14 protein-coding genes are annotated in these 14153 nt (G+C 66.4%); 10 read left to right on the top strand and 4 right to left on the bottom strand.

What is annotated here, in order from left to right; genetic code table 11:
* Positions 1-30 precede the first annotated feature (30 nt).
* The gene (locus XcuCFBP2542_RS12335; protein WP_104603855.1) at positions 31-870 is read left to right on the top strand and encodes an outer membrane protein; all 840 of its coding nucleotides are present in this window, start codon (positions 31-33) and stop codon (positions 868-870) included.
* Positions 871-970: 100 nt separating this feature from the next.
* Here the strand turns inward: XcuCFBP2542_RS12335 and XcuCFBP2542_RS12330 are convergent, their stop codons facing one another.
* Entirely contained in the window at positions 971-1300 is a 330-nt protein-coding gene (locus tag XcuCFBP2542_RS12330; protein WP_104603854.1) for a J domain-containing protein, read from the bottom strand.
* Positions 1301-1509: 209 nt separating this feature from the next.
* Here XcuCFBP2542_RS12330 and XcuCFBP2542_RS12325 point away from each other — a divergent pair, with 209 nt between their 5' ends.
* From XcuCFBP2542_RS12325 to XcuCFBP2542_RS12315, 3 genes are all read left to right on the top strand, one after another.
* Positions 1510-2436, top strand: a complete 927-nt coding sequence (locus XcuCFBP2542_RS12325) for a phosphoribosylaminoimidazolesuccinocarboxamide synthase (protein WP_167526813.1) — start codon at positions 1510-1512, stop codon at positions 2434-2436.
* Positions 2437-2940: 504 nt separating this feature from the next.
* Positions 2941-4536 carry a M4 family metallopeptidase gene (locus tag XcuCFBP2542_RS12320; protein ID WP_104603852.1) on the top strand — a complete coding sequence of 532 codons (1596 nt, stop codon included), beginning with the start codon at positions 2941-2943 and terminating at the stop codon, positions 4534-4536.
* Between the two features lie 109 nt (positions 4537-4645).
* Positions 4646-5131, top strand: a complete 486-nt coding sequence (locus XcuCFBP2542_RS12315; RefSeq protein ID WP_104603851.1) for an Mpo1 family 2-hydroxy fatty acid dioxygenase — start codon at positions 4646-4648, stop codon at positions 5129-5131.
* 105 nt (positions 5132-5236) lie between these two features.
* On the opposite strand, the gene XcuCFBP2542_RS12310 is transcribed toward XcuCFBP2542_RS12315, so the two are convergent.
* Complete coding sequence (locus XcuCFBP2542_RS12310; RefSeq protein ID WP_104603850.1) at positions 5237-6139, bottom strand: NAD-dependent epimerase/dehydratase family protein; 903 nt, start codon at positions 6137-6139, stop codon at positions 5237-5239.
* Between the two features lie 169 nt (positions 6140-6308).
* Between XcuCFBP2542_RS12310 and XcuCFBP2542_RS12305 the strand changes: the two genes are divergently transcribed.
* Genes XcuCFBP2542_RS12305 through XcuCFBP2542_RS12280 form a run of 6 tightly spaced genes read left to right on the top strand, consistent with a single transcriptional unit; the run spans position 6309 to position 12258 of the window.
* The gene (locus tag XcuCFBP2542_RS12305) at positions 6309-9137 is read left to right on the top strand and encodes a monovalent cation/H+ antiporter subunit A (RefSeq protein ID WP_104603849.1); all 2829 of its coding nucleotides are present in this window, start codon (positions 6309-6311) and stop codon (positions 9135-9137) included.
* On the top strand, positions 9137-9511 hold the full coding sequence (locus tag XcuCFBP2542_RS12300; RefSeq protein ID WP_104603848.1) for a Na+/H+ antiporter subunit C: 375 nt from the start codon (positions 9137-9139) through the stop codon (positions 9509-9511). The genes XcuCFBP2542_RS12305 and XcuCFBP2542_RS12300 overlap by 1 nt, the downstream gene beginning before the upstream one ends.
* Positions 9508-11052 (top strand): monovalent cation/H+ antiporter subunit D, encoded by a 1545-nt coding sequence (locus XcuCFBP2542_RS12295; protein WP_104603847.1) that lies wholly within the window; start codon positions 9508-9510, stop codon positions 11050-11052. The genes XcuCFBP2542_RS12300 and XcuCFBP2542_RS12295 overlap by 4 nt, the downstream gene beginning before the upstream one ends.
* Positions 11049-11555, top strand: coding sequence for a Na+/H+ antiporter subunit E (locus tag XcuCFBP2542_RS12290; RefSeq protein WP_104603846.1), 507 nt, complete (start codon positions 11049-11051; stop codon positions 11553-11555). The genes XcuCFBP2542_RS12295 and XcuCFBP2542_RS12290 overlap by 4 nt, the downstream gene beginning before the upstream one ends.
* Positions 11552-11836, top strand: a complete 285-nt coding sequence (locus XcuCFBP2542_RS12285) for a K+/H+ antiporter subunit F (RefSeq protein ID WP_104603845.1) — start codon at positions 11552-11554, stop codon at positions 11834-11836. The genes XcuCFBP2542_RS12290 and XcuCFBP2542_RS12285 overlap by 4 nt, the downstream gene beginning before the upstream one ends.
* On the top strand, positions 11833-12258 hold the full coding sequence (locus tag XcuCFBP2542_RS12280; RefSeq protein ID WP_104603844.1) for a Na+/H+ antiporter subunit G: 426 nt from the start codon (positions 11833-11835) through the stop codon (positions 12256-12258). Before XcuCFBP2542_RS12285 ends, XcuCFBP2542_RS12280 begins: the two co-directional genes overlap by 4 nt.
* A 26-nt stretch (positions 12259-12284) precedes the next feature.
* Here the strand turns inward: XcuCFBP2542_RS12280 and hmgA are convergent, their stop codons facing one another.
* Positions 12285-13598 (bottom strand): homogentisate 1,2-dioxygenase, encoded by a 1314-nt coding sequence (gene hmgA, locus XcuCFBP2542_RS12275; RefSeq protein ID WP_104603875.1) that lies wholly within the window; start codon positions 13596-13598, stop codon positions 12285-12287.
* A gap of 36 nt (positions 13599-13634) precedes the next feature.
* Complete coding sequence (locus XcuCFBP2542_RS12270) at positions 13635-14027, bottom strand: endonuclease domain-containing protein (RefSeq protein WP_104603843.1); 393 nt, start codon at positions 14025-14027, stop codon at positions 13635-13637.
* Positions 14028-14153 lie beyond the last annotated feature (126 nt).

Genomic DNA, 14153 nt, shown 5'->3' with positions numbered 1-14153 from the left:
GGCGCGCCGCGCCTGATTCGAGGAGACTGCATGAACACCACCCCGCTCGCTTCTGCTGCACTCGTCCTGCTGGCCCTGGCTCCATCGGCCTGGGCGCAAACCGGCCCGGCCGACTGGTCCGGCTTTTCCATCGGCGCCAATCTCGGCGGCGCCGATCCGGCCGGTGTCTCCGGCGGCCGCTTCGGCTTCGACACCAACCTGGATGGCCGCGACGGCGACCAGGTCAGCACCGCCACTGGCGCCAATGCGTTCTCGCCGGGCTTTTGCGGCGGCGCGGCAGCCGGGCGCACGCCGGCCAGCGGCTGCAGCAAGGACAAGGGGGGGGCCGAATACGGCGCGCGGCTGGGCTACGACTGGCAGGCCGGCAACTGGGTCTACGGCGTGGTGGCCGAATACACCCGCAACGACATCCGCGACAGCGTCAGCGCTTTCAGCACGACGCCTGCGCTCTACACCTTCACCCGCCAACTCAACCGCACCGCCGCGCTACGCGGACGCGTCGGCTATGCCTTCGGCGAGCAGGGCGATTTCCTGGCCTACTTCACCGCCGGCGTGGCACGCGGCGAGTTCGACCACAGCTTTGCCAGCAGCAATACCGCCAACAGCTTCACCGGCCGCGGCGGCGACAGCGCCGATGGTTACCAGGCCGGTGTGGGCTTGCAGCGTCGGTTGAGCGACCATGTCTCGGTGGGCGTGGAATACCTGTTCACCCGCCTGCAGGACGAAGACACCCGCGTGCGCGTCGGGCCGGGCACCGCGCCGCCGACCAACCCGTTCCTGCGGGTCAATCCGGCCGGCACCGATCTGCGCCGTACCGATACCGATTTTTCGACCAATGCGGTCCGCCTGACCTTCGGCTACCGCTTCTGAGACGCGCGTCGGGCCTGGCCGCGACGGCCAGGCCCGACGCAGCTGCAGTCGCGCTTGCCGAGCTGCGGTGATTGCCGGGCGTTGGCCCGGGGCGCGGCGCTCAGCGCTTGCGCATCTGCTGGATGCGGTCGTAGGCCGCGTTGATCTGGCTGGCCTTCTTTTCAGCCTGGCGGCGCGCCTCGGGCTCGGCATTGGCCACCTTGTCCGGGTGATAGCGCGACATCAGCCGCCGATAGGCCAGATCGATCTCGGCCATGGTGGCGTCCGGCTCCAGCCCCAGTGCTTCATAGGGATTGTCCGCCCGGCGCTTGAACCAGCCCGCGTCCACCGCGTGCCCGATCGCCAGGCCAATCAGCAGCCCTGCGAACGGCGCACCGCGAAACAACAGGGCGCCGGCCAATGCGCCGAGCAGTTTTCCGTACCAGGACATGAGCGATCGGGGGCGGGGAAGGCGGGCTGACGATCTTACCTGAAGCCCCGCCCGGCCTGGCTGACACGCCGTCCACGGTGCGCCTGCGGCGGCGGCCAGATAAATCCAGCGGGGCGCGACGAAGCGCCGTACACTACGCGGCCCGCTGCCCACCCGCGGGCCCGCCGGGTCCCGGGGACAGCGTCATTGCGACGTCCTTAGGAGTGCCTGTGTCGACCACGCTGTTGCAATCCGATCTGCCCGGCCTGCCGTTGCGTCACCGTGGCAAGGTCCGCGATGTCTTCGAACTTCCGCGCGACCGCCTGCCCGCCGGTGCCCCCCCGGGCGACTATCTGTTGATGGTGGCCACCGATCGCCTGTCTGCGTTCGACGTGGTGCTGCCGGACCCGATTCCGGGCAAGGGCGAAATGCTCTGCCAGGTGTCCAACTTCTGGTTCCACAAGACCGAACACCTGATGCCCAACCATCTGGTCAACATCGGTGTGGAGCAGGTGCTGCCCGACGGTGTGGACCCGGCGTTGTACGCCAAGCGCGCGGTGGTGACACGCAAGCTCAAGCCGGTGCCGGTGGAAGCGATTGCCCGTGGCTACCTGATCGGCAGCGGCTGGAAGGACTACCAGCGCACCGGCAAGGTCAGCGGCATCGAACTGCCCGACGGCCTGCGCCAGGCCGAGAAACTGCCCGAGCCGATCTTTACCCCCTCGACCAAGGCCGCCGTCGGCGACCATGACGAAAACATCGACTTCGATGCCATGGTCAAGACCGTCGGCGCCGAGCTGGCCGAGCGCGTGCGCGATGCCACCTTGCGCATCTACCGCTTCGCCGCAGACTTTGCCGCCGAGCGCGGCATCCTGCTGGCCGACACCAAGTTCGAATTCGGCACCGATGCCGATGGCCGCCTGTACATCATGGACGAGATGCTGACTCCGGATTCCTCGCGCTACTGGCCGGCCGACCAGTACGAAGTGGGTACCAGCCCGCCGAGCTACGACAAGCAGTTCGTGCGCGATTATCTGGAGACGTTGGACTGGGGCAAGACCGCGCCCGGCCCCAGCCTTCCGGCGGACGTGATTGATCGCACGCGTGCGAAATACGCCGAAGCACTGCAACGGTTGGCGGGTATTTCGGTCGATTGATGGCGTGCCGCCTCAGCCGGGCGTAGTGATGGCATCAGCCCTGCGATAATGTGCGCACCGGCAACGCCGGTGCCATTCTGGACGATCCGCGCGTCGCCCCGCAGCACCGTACTGCGTGCCCAGACCGCTCGCCACTGTGCTGCAGCGCTGCCTTGGATCGGCGGTGCGCGATGCCCGCGCAGCGTAGCGGCGGCACGCTTACGCACGGCGCCATGGTTTCGGGCCGGCTTTTCGCTTGCACACTGCCGCGATCAGCGCGTGCTCGGGTAGATACCGATGGACGCGTGCACCGCCCGTCCGCGCGGTCATGCGGGCTCCAGTCTGTGCGATGCATTCCATCGCGCGACGGGCCGCGCGCACAGATCACATGACGACTGTAATTTTTACTACTGCTTCAGCTCGCACCTGTGCCAGCGTGTCTGCCGGCAGTTGCTGCCGATCGCGACCGGCCTGGGAGGGGTTATCCGCCGGTTTTTGCATTGCACGTTCTGGGAGAGAGTCGTCATGCAATTCCATTTGTTGGGCGCGGCGATCTGCTGCGCGCTGTCGTTTCCTGTCGTCGCCACCGCGGCGGACCTGTCTGCCAACGCGGCGGTGTCGCGTGCACAGGCATTGCTGGGCAATACCGCGTCGGCCATGGCCCATCGGGCGCCGGCCGATGCCTTCATCGCGCGCGACAGCATCGTCGATGCCGATGGCAGCGAGCATGTGCGCTTCGATCGCACCTATCACGGCCTGCCGGTGATCGGTGGCGATGTGGTGGTGCATTCGCGGCGTGGGGTGATGCGTCAGTTGAGCCAGACCCTGGACACGCCGGTACGCCCCAGCCTGGTGCCTGGCATCGATGCCGACACGGCGGTGCGCGTGGCAGGTGCGCAGTTCGATGTGCCGCAGGATGCGCCACCACGTACCAGCCTGGTGCTGTATGCACGCCAGGGAACACCACGGCTTGCCTACGAAGTGATCTACAGCGGCATCAAGCCCGACCAGACGCCGATCGAGATGCATTACATCGTCGATGCGGTGGACCAACGCATCCTCGAAGCCTGGGATACCGTGCATACCGCCTGCACGGGCGGTACCGCTGCGGCCGGCAGCGGACGCGCGTTATATGCAGGCAATGTGGCGCTGGCCACCACGCGCTGCAGCAGCGGCTTCGAGATGACCGACCTCGGTCGCGGCGGCGGCGCCACCTACACCATGCGTAACAGCACCTCCGGCAACGGCACGCTGCTGACCGATGCCGACAATGCCTGGGGCAGTGGCGCCAACAGCGATGCCGCGACGGTGGCGGTGGATGCGCACTACGGCGTGGCGCTGACCTGGGATTACTTCAAGAACACCCATTCGCGCAGCGGCATCGCCAACGACGGCAAGGGTGCGCGCAGCCGCGTGCACTACGGCAACCGGTTCAACAACGCGTTCTGGTCGGACAGCTGCTTCTGCATGACCTTCGGCGATGGCGACGGCAGCGTTTTCACGCCACTGGTCTCCGTGGACGTGGCCGGGCACGAAATGACCCATGGAGTGACCAGCCGTTCGGCGCGGTTGGTGTATTCGGGCGAATCGGGTGGCTTGAACGAAGCCACTTCCGACATCATGGGCGCGATGGTGGAGTACTACGCCAACAACGGCGCACAGCCAGGCAATTACCTGATCGGTGAGAAAATCGTGCCAGGCAACAGTAGCGGCACCCTGGCGTTGCGCTACATGTTCAAGCCGAGCCTGGATGGCAATTCGCCAGACTGCTATCGCAACACCTTGGGCTCGATCGATGTGCACTACAGCTCCGGCGTGGCCAACCATTTCTACTACCTGCTGGCCGAAGGCGCGGTGGTGCCAAGCGGCTTCGGTACGGGCACCAGCTACAACGTCACCCCGGCCGGGCTGGTCTGCAATGGCAACACCGCATTGACCGCGATCGGCCGTGCCGCCGCCAGCCGCATCTGGTACCGCGCGCTCACGGTCTACATGACCTCGTCCAGCAACTACGCGGCCGCGCGCCGGGCCACGCTGAGCGCGGCCAGCGACCTGTATGGCAGCAGCTCCACGCAGTACCTCGCCGTGGCAGCGGCGTGGAGTGCGGTGTCGGTGAACTGATGCCCGCACGACGCTGCCACGCGATTGCCGCGCGGCAGCGTCTGGTTTTCCGCACAGTGCCACCTCGGCCGTTCGCACGCGTATGCTTGGGTCATTCCTGGGAGGGAACATGACCGAACGCACCACCACCGCACGCGCGATCGACCGCTATTTCGCCAGCTATTCTGATGACCATCGCAACGCCACCAATCAGCACATCCATGTAGTGGCCGTGCCGGCCATCCTGTGGTCGGTGGTGGCCCTGCTCTGGTGCATCCCGGTCGGCGGCACCTGGTTCAGCAGCGGGGTGTGGGCGGCGCTGACGATGTTTGCGGCATGGTCGTACTACAACCGGCTGTCGCGCCCGTTGGGCCTGGGCATGCTGGGGATCTTCTTCTTCTTCGGCTGCCTGTGCCGCTTGATCGAGGCCAGGATCGGGCTGGGTGGCCTGTTCGCCACCGGCCTGGCGGTCTTCGTGGTGGCGTGGATTGCGCAGTTCGTCGGGCACACGATCGAAGGGCGCAAGCCGAGCTTCCTGACCGACCTGACCTATCTGCTGATCGGGCCGATCTGGGTACTGGCCAAGCTCTATCGCCAGCTGGGCTGGCGTTATTGAGGCTGGCTGGGACACCGCCATCCTGCGCAGGCAGCCGCAGCGGTGCAGGGCCACAAACGCTCCACGCTTTGCCGTAGCCCAGTGCGCACGATCGCCGCAGCGGCCTTATTCGCCGATGCCAAGTTCTTCCGGCAGCGGCCGGAACGCGCGCGGGGCGTAGCCGAAATCCCGGCGTGCCGGTTCCAGATCGAACACCAGGTCCTGCCGCAGGCGTCGCAACGCGGCCGCATTCATCCCGCGCAGGCGTCCCAGCCGCTGGGCCGCGCCGAGGGCGAGGCCGAACAGGCTGGGCGGCACCCGGTACAGACGTGCGGGCCGTGGCAGCGCGGCGAGCACCCGCTCCACCATCTGCAGATAGGCCAGCACCTCGCCACCGCCGAGGGCATAACTGCGTTGCTGGGTGGCCGGCTGCGCAAGCACCGCCAGTGCGGCATTGGCCAGGTCGTCCACATGCACCGGTTGGCGCAGGCCGGTGGCGTCGGCAGGCAGCACGAAGGCGCCGGTGCGTCGGGCAAGGCCGGCAATCTGGGTCAGCGTCTTGTCGCGTCCGGCACCATAGACCAGGGTAGGACGCAGGACGGTCGCCGTGGCGCCGCGCGCCTGCGCCGCAGAAAACAGCGCCTGTTCGGCGATGGCCAGGCGCTGCGCCACGTCGCGTTCGGCCGCATCGCTGGAATGTTCCTTGACCTGGACGCTGGTGGAGCCGAAGGCGACGATACGCGCGGCGGCGACCGGGTTTTGCGCATACCAGCGCGCGAAATGATCCAGCGGCCCGCAACTGAAGATCGCCTCATAGGTCTCGCCCGCCGCTGGCGGCATCGCCAGATCGCCCTGCCGCCAGATCAGGCCCGCACGCGCCGCGCGCGGCTGGCGCGACCATGCCGTCACCTGCCAGCCGCCAGAGAGCAACCGGGTCAGCAGGCGCTCGCCGATCTGTCCGCTCCCGCCAAAAACCAGGGCGCGGGGCGCAGATGCAGCAGCGGTTGGAGCAGGATTGGCAGCGGTCACAGGATGCAAGACACCGGTCGCAAGATGACCGCAGCATACCGAGTACCCCACGCCGATGCGTCGCCGTTCGGCCACGCCGGTATCGCCTGCGCAGGGTCGGCTTTGACATGGACGTCAGTCAACGGTTTGTTAAGCTCTCTGGCCTGCTCGCGAATCTCGTGTTCCCTGCATGCCTTTTTCACTGGAAATCCTGCTTGCGCTGCCGTTGCTGATGGCAGCGGCCGCTGCGCTGTCCTGGCGCGCGCCCCGTTCGATCACTGCGTGGTTGGCTGCGGCCGCGCCGTTGGCCGGGTTGCTGGTGCTCGCCGCGTTGACGCCGGCGGTGCTGCGCGGGGAGGTGATTGCCAGCGAACATGCATGGTTGCCGCAGATCGGCTTGTTGTTCTCGCTGCGGATGGATGGACTGGCGTGGATGTTCGCGCTGCTGGTGCTGGGCATTGGCGCGCTGGTGGTGATGTACGCGCATTACTACCTGAGCGCGCGCGACAGCGCATCGCGCTTTTTCGCCTACCTGCTGCTGTTCATGGGCGCGATGCTCGGCATGGTGCTGTCGGGCAATCTATTGCTGCTGATGGTGTTCTGGGAACTCACCAGCATCAGCTCGTTCCTGCTGATCGGCTTCTGGTCGCATCGCCGGGATGCGCGCGATGGCGCGCGCATGGCCTTCGTGCTGACGGCCGGTGGCGGCCTTGCGTTGCTCGGCGGCGTGTTGATGATCGGCCGCATCGTTGGCAGCTTCCAGCTGGATGCGGTGCTGGCCGCCGGTGATGTGATCCGCGCCAGTCCACTGTATCCATCTGCGCTGGGCCTGGTGCTGCTGGGCATCTTCACCAAGAGCGCGCAGTTTCCATTCCACTTCTGGTTGCCGCAGGCGATGGCCGCACCCACGCCGGTGTCGGCCTACCTGCACTCGGCCACGATGGTGAAAGCCGGTGTGTTCCTGCTGGCGCGTCTGCATCCGGCGCTGGCCGGCACCGACCTGTTCTTCTACACCGTCACCAGCGTCGGTGCGATCACGCTGCTGGTGGGCGCGTGGTATGCGATCTTCCAGCACGATCTCAAGGGCGTGCTGGCGTATTCGACCATCTCGCATCTGGGCCTCATCACCATGCTGTTCGGGCTGTCCACCCCGATGGCCGTGGTGGCCGGTGTGTTCCACATCCTCAACCACGCGGTGTTCAAGGCCTCGTTGTTCATGGCGGCGGGCATCATCGACCACGAGACCGGCACGCGCGACATGCGCAAGCTGGGCAACCTGCGCCGCCTGATGCCGTTCACCAGCGCGCTGGCCATCACCGCCTCGCTGGCGATGGCCGGCATTCCGTTGCTCAATGGATTCCTGTCCAAGGAAATGTTCTTTGCCGTGGCGCTGGAAACCGACGCGCCGCAATCGATGCGCGTGCTGGCCAGCATCGCGGCGCTGCTGGCTGGCCTGCTGGGTGTGGCCTACAGCCTGCGGTTCGTGTACGACACCTTCTTCGGCCACGGCCCGCGCGATCTGGACACCACCCCGCACGAGCCGCCGCGCTGGATGAAGATTCCGGTGGAGGTGTTGGTGGTCATCTGCGTGGCGGTGGGCATCGTGCCGGCATGGACGGTGGCGCCGGTGCTGCGCGCCGGTGCCAGCGCCATCCTCGGCGAGCGCCTGCCCGACTACAGCCTGGCGCTGTGGCATGGCGTCAACTGGCCGCTGGCGATGAGTGTCGCGGGTATCGTCGGCGGCACGTTGCTGTACATCGCATTGCGCCGCACGCTGGATCTGTACGCGGTGCAGAACCGTTCGCCCGGCAAGGCCGTGTTCCAGTGGAATCTGCGCGCCCTGTTCGCCGCCACCACACGCATGACCGACGCGGTGACCAACGGTTCGCTGCAACGCATGCTGATGCTGCTGGTCCTGAGCGCGGTGGTGGTGGCATCCGTGCCGTTCCTGCAGGGGGGTGCCCTGCCGGTCTGGCCCGCTCCGGCGCCGATGCCGCTGCTGGGCTGGATGGTGTGGCTGCTGATGATGGCGTGTGCGCTGGGCAGCCTGTTCCTGTACCGGCAGCGCCTGCTGGCGGTGCTGGTGCTGGGCGGCACCGGGCTGGCGGTCAGTCTGACCTTCGTCTTGCTGTCTGCGCCGGACCTGGCCTTGACCCAGCTGCTGGTGGAGATGATGACCCTGGTGCTGATGCTGCTGGCGATGAATTACCTGCCCGAGCGTTCGCCACCGGAACGCGCGCGGCTGCGTCAGCTGCGCGATGTCGGCCTTGCGGTGATCGGTGGCGCCGGCCTGGCCGCGCTGTCCTATACGCTGATGACCCAGCCCAGCCCCACCGTGGCCGGCGAGCTGCTGCAGCGTGCGTTGCCCGAGGCTTACGGGCGGAACGTGGTCAACGTGATCCTGGTGGATTTCCGCGGGTTCGATACCTTCGGCGAGATCACCGTGTTCGCCATTGCCGGGCTGGTGGTGCATGCGCTGCTGCGGCGCGCGCGCATGGCACCGGAGCGCAGCATGCCGGGGCCACCGATCAAGCTGCCGGTACCGGCCGACCTGGCGCAGATCATGTTCCCGCTGACGCTGACGGTGTCGTTGTTCCTGTTCCTGCGCGGTCACAATGCGCCGGGCGGCGGTTTCATTGCCGGCCTGGTGCTGGCGGTGCCGTTGCTGATGCAGTACGTGATCCAGGGGACCGCCTCGGTGGAGTCGCGCTTCGGCTTCGACTACATCCGGCTGATCGGTATCGGACTGCTGTGCGCCCTGCTGAGCGGTGCGGGCGCGCTGGCGTTCGGCCTGCCGTTCCTGAGCAGCGGGCACCTCACCCTTTCATTGCCGCTGCTGGGTGAGCTGGAGCTTGCCAGCGCGCTGGGCTTTGATATCGGCGTGTATCTGGTGGTGTTCGGCGCGGCGATGTTGATGCTGTCGATGATGGGCACGATCAAACCGTCTCGCACGCGCACCTCGCAGCGTGGCGAGATCGACCCCACCCAACGGTCGACACGCACCGCGGAGCAGCATTGATGGAACTGGCAGTGGCAAGCGCGATCGGCGTCCTGACCGCATTGGCGATCTACCTGCTGCTGCGTGCACGCAGCTTCGATGTGATCCTGGGGATGACCTTCCTGTCGTATGCGACCAACCTGCTGATCTTTGCCGGCGGGCGCTTGCGCAGCGGCCAGCCACCGGTACTGCGCGAAGGTGTCCCGGCGGATCTGCAGCACTACACCGACCCGCTGCCGCAGGCGCTGGTGCTGACGGCGATCGTGATTGCGTTTGCGATGACGGCGGTGAGCCTGGTGCTGGCGATCCGCAGCCGCAGCGACAATGGCAGCGATCATGTCGATGCACATGAAGATGCCGCCACCGGCATCGATACCCGGCAGGCACGCCGATGAACCATCTGCTGATCCTGCCGATCCTGATCCCGATGCTTGGCGCGTGCGCCTCGCTGTTCGTGGAGCACCGCCGCTATGGGCCGCGTGTGCAGCGCAGCGTGGCATGGACCAGCGTGGCCTTGCTGGCGATCGCGGTGATCGCGTTGTTCGCACGCGCCGCCGACGGGCAGATCCTGGTCTATCTGCTGGGCAACTGGCCCGCGCGGCTGGGCATCGTGCTGATGGGCGACCGCCTGTCGGCATGGATGCTGTTGACCACCTTGATCCTGGGCGCGGCCTGCCTGCTGCATGCCTGTGCCGGCTGGGACCGGCGCGCGCCGCACTTCCACGCGCTGTTCCAGTTCCAGCTGATGGGCTTGAACGGCGCCTTCCTGACCGGCGATATCTTCAACCTGTTCGTGTTCTTCGAAGTGATGCTGATCGCCTCCTATGGCCTGCTGCTCAGTGGCGGACGCGGCCTGCAGATGCGTGTGGGGCTGCATTACGTGGTATTCAACGTGTGCGCCTCGACGCTGTTCCTGATCGCGCTGGGGCTGCTGTTCGGGGTGTTCGGCACGCTCAACATGGCGCAGCTGGCGCAGCGCATCGCCGCGCTGCCGGCACAGGACCTGCCGCTGGCCAAGGCCACGCTGGGAGTGTTGCTGGTGGTGTTCTGCAGCAAGGCAGCGTTGCTGCCGTTGTATCTGTGGCTGCCGGAAACCTATGCGCGCGCGCCGGCGGCCGTGGCCGCCCTGTTCGCCATCATGACCAAGGTGGGGCTGTACGCGACGCTGCGCGTGTGCAGCCTGTGGTTCGGCGCCGGCGCCGGTGCGTTGCAGGGTTTCGGCCGGCATGCACTGCTGTGGCTGGGCATTGCGACCTTGCTGATGGCCGCCTTCGGGGTGATGGCGGCATCCCGCCTGCGGGTGATGGTGTCGTATCTGGTGGTGTTCTCGGCGGCAACGTTGTTCATCGCGTTCTCGCTGGACGATGCGCGCGCACTCGGCGCGGGCCTGTATTACCTGCCGCATAGCAGCTTCGTGGCAGCCGCCTTGTTCATGGTGTCGGACCTGATCCGGCGACGGCGTGGCAGCGCCAGCGATCGCAAGGAAGTGGTGGCGCCGCTACCCGGACGTGCGATTCCGGGCAGCATGTTCCTGATCGCCGCGATCGCGGTGGCCGGGCTGCCGCCGCTGTCCGGATTCCTGGCCAAGGCCGCGTTGTTGCAGCATGTGCCCGCGGGCCTGGTCGGCCCGGTCTGGGGTGCCATCCTGGGCGGTAGCCTGCTGGTGGTGATCGGGCTGACCCGTGCCGGCGTGCGCCTGTTCTGGCGGGTGCCGGCGGCGGCCGAGGATGCACCCGAACTGCAACCGCCGCGTCGCGGCCGCATGCGGCCGGTGGAAACCGCCGCCACGCTGGTGTTGCTGGCCGCGCTGCTGGCGATGACCGTGGCGGCCGGGCCGTTGATGCGCTACACCGATGCCGCCGGCGCGCAATTGCGCGACCCGGGCGCCTATGTGGACCAGGTGCAGGCCAGCGCACCATTGCGGAGGGCGCCATGAACGCACCGGTGTCGTGGCGCCGTCGGATCTTCCCGTCCATCCCGCTGAGCGTGACGGTGTTTGTGTTCTGGTTGCTGCTCAGCGACAGCTTCGGCCCGCAGCAATGGGTGTTGGGCGCCTTGCTGGGCGTGGTGGTACCGATCTTCGCGGCGCGGCTGGACCGTGAATTCGCGCGCATCGGTTCGTTGCGCTCGGTACCGCGCATGCTGCTGGTGGCCGCCGGCGACATCGTGCGTTCCAACATCAAGGTGGCCATGCAGGTGCTGGGGCCGGAATCGCGCATCCACCCGGGCTTCATCTGGGTGCCGCTGGACATCGCCAACATCCATGGTATCGCGGCGCTGACCAGCATGATTACGCTCACCCCCGGCACGGTCTCGGCGGCGCTGTCGGACGACCGCAAGTATCTGCTGGTGCATGTGCTGCACCTGGACAATCCAGATGCGCTGATCGCCGAGATCAAGCACCGCTACGAGAAGCCCCTGATGGAGATCTTTCCATGACCGGTCACACGTTCATCGAATCGACCATCGTCATCTGCATGCACACGGTCGGCCTGGCCATGCTGATGGCGTTGTGGCGCCTGTTGCGCGGACCGACCGTGCCCGACCGCATCCTGGCGCTGGACACATTGTCCATCACCGCCATCGCCGAGCTGATGCTGCTGGGCATGTACCTGGATTCGCCGGTCTACTTCGAGGCCGCGCTGGTGATCGCGATGCTGGGCTTCGGCAGCACCGTGGTGTTGAGCAAGTACGTACTACGGCGGGACATCGTCGAATGATCGCGCTGACCGAATACCTGCTCAGCGCCTTGCTGCTGGTGGGGACCTTCTTCATCCTGATCGGCGCATTGGGCCTGGTGAAGCTGTCCGACTTCTTCAAGCGCCTGCATGCACCGACCAAGGCCAGCACGCTGGGCGTGGGCTGCGTGCTGCTGGCCTCGGTGGGCTACCACCTGTTCCTGGGCGCGGACCCGCAGCCGCGCGAGTTGCTGATTACCGTGTTCCTGTTCATCACCGCGCCGATCAGCGCCCACCTGATGGCCAAGGCCGCGCTGTCGCTGATGATGGAAGACCGGCCGGAGGTGCCCAACCAAGGCGAGATGGAGCAGGAGGGCTTGCCGACGCCGGCCACGCAGGGGGATGTGGGCGAGAACGCAGAGACCGCCAGGCAGCACGAACGGCCGTCGTCCGACCCGCGCTGAGTCCTCGTCTACTGCGCACCGACGGGCTAGTCTGCCGCGCCCAAGCCGGGCGCCTTGAACCCGGCACGCAAGCCGTCCCAGCAGCGCTGGTAGTCGCCCTGGCGATGCGCGGCCTGCAAGGCCTGCTGGGTGGGCCGCAACACGGCGCGGGTTTCGAACATGAAGGCCATGGTCTCGGCGATGACGTCCGGGCGCGACAGATCCGCCTGCGAGGCCTTGTCGAAGGTGGCCGCATCCGGGCCATGCCCGCTCATGCAGTTGTGCAGCGAGGCACCGCCAGGCGCGAAGCCTTCGGCCTTGGCATCGTAGACGCCGTGCACCAGGCCCATGAACTCGCTGGCCACGTTGCGATGGAACCACGGCGGGCGGAAGGTGTGCTGTGCCACCAGCCAGCGCGGCGGGAAGATCGCAAAGTCCATGTTGGCGGTGCCGTGCGTGTCGCTGGGCGAGGTCAGCACGGTGAAGATGCTGGGATCGGGATGATCGAAACTGATCGAGCCGATGGTGTTGAAGCGGCGCAGGTCGTAGCGAGACGGCGCGTAATTTCCATGCCAGGCCACCACGTCCAGCGGCGAGTGATCGATCTGCGCACGCCACAGATGGCCCTGGAACTTGGCAACCAGCTCGAACGCACCGTCGCGCTGCTCGAACGCCGCACGCGGGGTCTGGAAATCGCGCGGATTGGCCAGGCCATTGGCACCGATCGGCCCCAGGTCCGGCAGCCGCAGCAAACCACCGAAGTTTTCGCAGACATAGCCGCGCGCTTCACTATCGAGCAGTTCCACCCGGAAACGCACACCGCGCGGTATCACGCCGATCTGCTGTGGCTCCAGGTCGAGCACGCCCAGTTCGGTGCACACCCGCAGCCGGCCGAGCTGCGGCACCAGCAGCAGCTCGCCATCGGCGTCATAGAAAAACCGATCATGCATGGAGGCATTGGCCGCATACAGATGCACGGCAACGCCGGTCATCGCCTCCGGGCTGCCATTGCCGGCCATGGTGTACAGGCCATCGACGAAATCGGTGGGCGTAGCCGGCAACGGCAGTGGACTCCAGCGCATCTGGTCCGGCGGCACCGGACCGCTGCCGAAGTCGTTGTGCAGCCGGGACTGTTCGATCAGCGAGAAACGGCCGTGCACCGCCGCCGGACGAATGCGGTACAGCCAGCTGCGCCGGTTCTCGCCGCGTGGTGCGGTGAACGCGGTGCCGGACAACTGCTCGGCGTATAGGCCATGCGCCACGCGCTGCGGCGAGTTCTGCCCGACCGGCAGGCTGCCGGCCACCGCTTCGGTGGCGAACTCGTTGCCGAAGCCGGTCATGTAGCGCTGATCGTTTTGCATGGCATGCATCCGAAATGGGCCCCGAGGGGGCTGGAATTAAGCCCCTCTCCCATCGGGAGAGGGGTTGGGGTGAGGGTGCGGCGTGGCGATGATGTTGCCGATCGCCTCGACTACCGCATCCAACGACAGCAACACATCGTTGTTCCAGAAGCGCAGCACGATCCAGCCTTTCGATTGAAGCCACCGCGTTCTTGCCTGATCGAAGGATTCCTGATGCTGCGATCCGTCTAGTTCAACAATCAACATAGCTTCAATACAACAAAAATCTGCGATGTACGGCGGAATCGGATGCTGACGTCTAAACTTGAATCCTTGCAGCTGATTGCTTCGCAGACAGCGCCAGAGTGTGCGCTCTGCAGCGGTCATTTCTTTTCGTAACGCACGTGCATGGGTGAGCACAACGGTAGGCAATGGCGGCTTGATTTTCATCGCTCCACCGTACCCTCACCCCAACCCCTCTCCCGTCGGGAGAGGGGCTTTAAGCACGTGCGGCTTCACTGCTTTGATTGGTCAGATTTCCCTGGAATACGGCCGAACACGTCACGTCTTTCACCA

It is taken from the genome of Xanthomonas cucurbitae, assembly GCF_002939885.1.
GTDB classification, from domain to species: Bacteria; Pseudomonadota; Gammaproteobacteria; order Xanthomonadales; family Xanthomonadaceae; genus Xanthomonas; species Xanthomonas cucurbitae.
Note: the sequence above shows the minus strand (reverse complement) of the source record. Positions and strands in the feature narration are given on the sequence as shown.

What these genes read in the sequence shown, in the direction of transcription:
- XcuCFBP2542_RS12335 (WP_104603855.1), top strand. Translation starts at nt 31, where the DNA reads ATGAACACCACCCCGCTCGCTTCTGCTGCACTCGTCCTGCTGGCCCTG.
- XcuCFBP2542_RS12330 (WP_104603854.1), bottom strand. Translation starts at nt 1,300, where the DNA reads ATGTCCTGGTACGGAAAACTGCTCGGCGCATTGGCCGGCGCCCTGTTG.
- XcuCFBP2542_RS12320 (WP_104603852.1), top strand. Translation starts at nt 2,941, where the DNA reads ATGCAATTCCATTTGTTGGGCGCGGCGATCTGCTGCGCGCTGTCGTTT.
- XcuCFBP2542_RS12315 (WP_104603851.1), top strand. Translation starts at nt 4,646, where the DNA reads ATGACCGAACGCACCACCACCGCACGCGCGATCGACCGCTATTTCGCC.
- XcuCFBP2542_RS12305 (WP_104603849.1), top strand. Translation starts at nt 6,309, where the DNA reads ATGCCTTTTTCACTGGAAATCCTGCTTGCGCTGCCGTTGCTGATGGCA.
- XcuCFBP2542_RS12300 (WP_104603848.1), top strand. Translation starts at nt 9,137, where the DNA reads ATGGAACTGGCAGTGGCAAGCGCGATCGGCGTCCTGACCGCATTGGCG.
- XcuCFBP2542_RS12295 (WP_104603847.1), top strand. Translation starts at nt 9,508, where the DNA reads ATGAACCATCTGCTGATCCTGCCGATCCTGATCCCGATGCTTGGCGCG.
- XcuCFBP2542_RS12290 (WP_104603846.1), top strand. Translation starts at nt 11,049, where the DNA reads ATGAACGCACCGGTGTCGTGGCGCCGTCGGATCTTCCCGTCCATCCCG.
- XcuCFBP2542_RS12285 (WP_104603845.1), top strand. Translation starts at nt 11,552, where the DNA reads ATGACCGGTCACACGTTCATCGAATCGACCATCGTCATCTGCATGCAC.
- XcuCFBP2542_RS12280 (WP_104603844.1), top strand. Translation starts at nt 11,833, where the DNA reads ATGATCGCGCTGACCGAATACCTGCTCAGCGCCTTGCTGCTGGTGGGG.
- hmgA (WP_104603875.1), bottom strand. Translation starts at nt 13,598, where the DNA reads ATGCAAAACGATCAGCGCTACATGACCGGCTTCGGCAACGAGTTCGCC.
- XcuCFBP2542_RS12270 (WP_104603843.1), bottom strand. Translation starts at nt 14,027, where the DNA reads ATGAAAATCAAGCCGCCATTGCCTACCGTTGTGCTCACCCATGCACGT.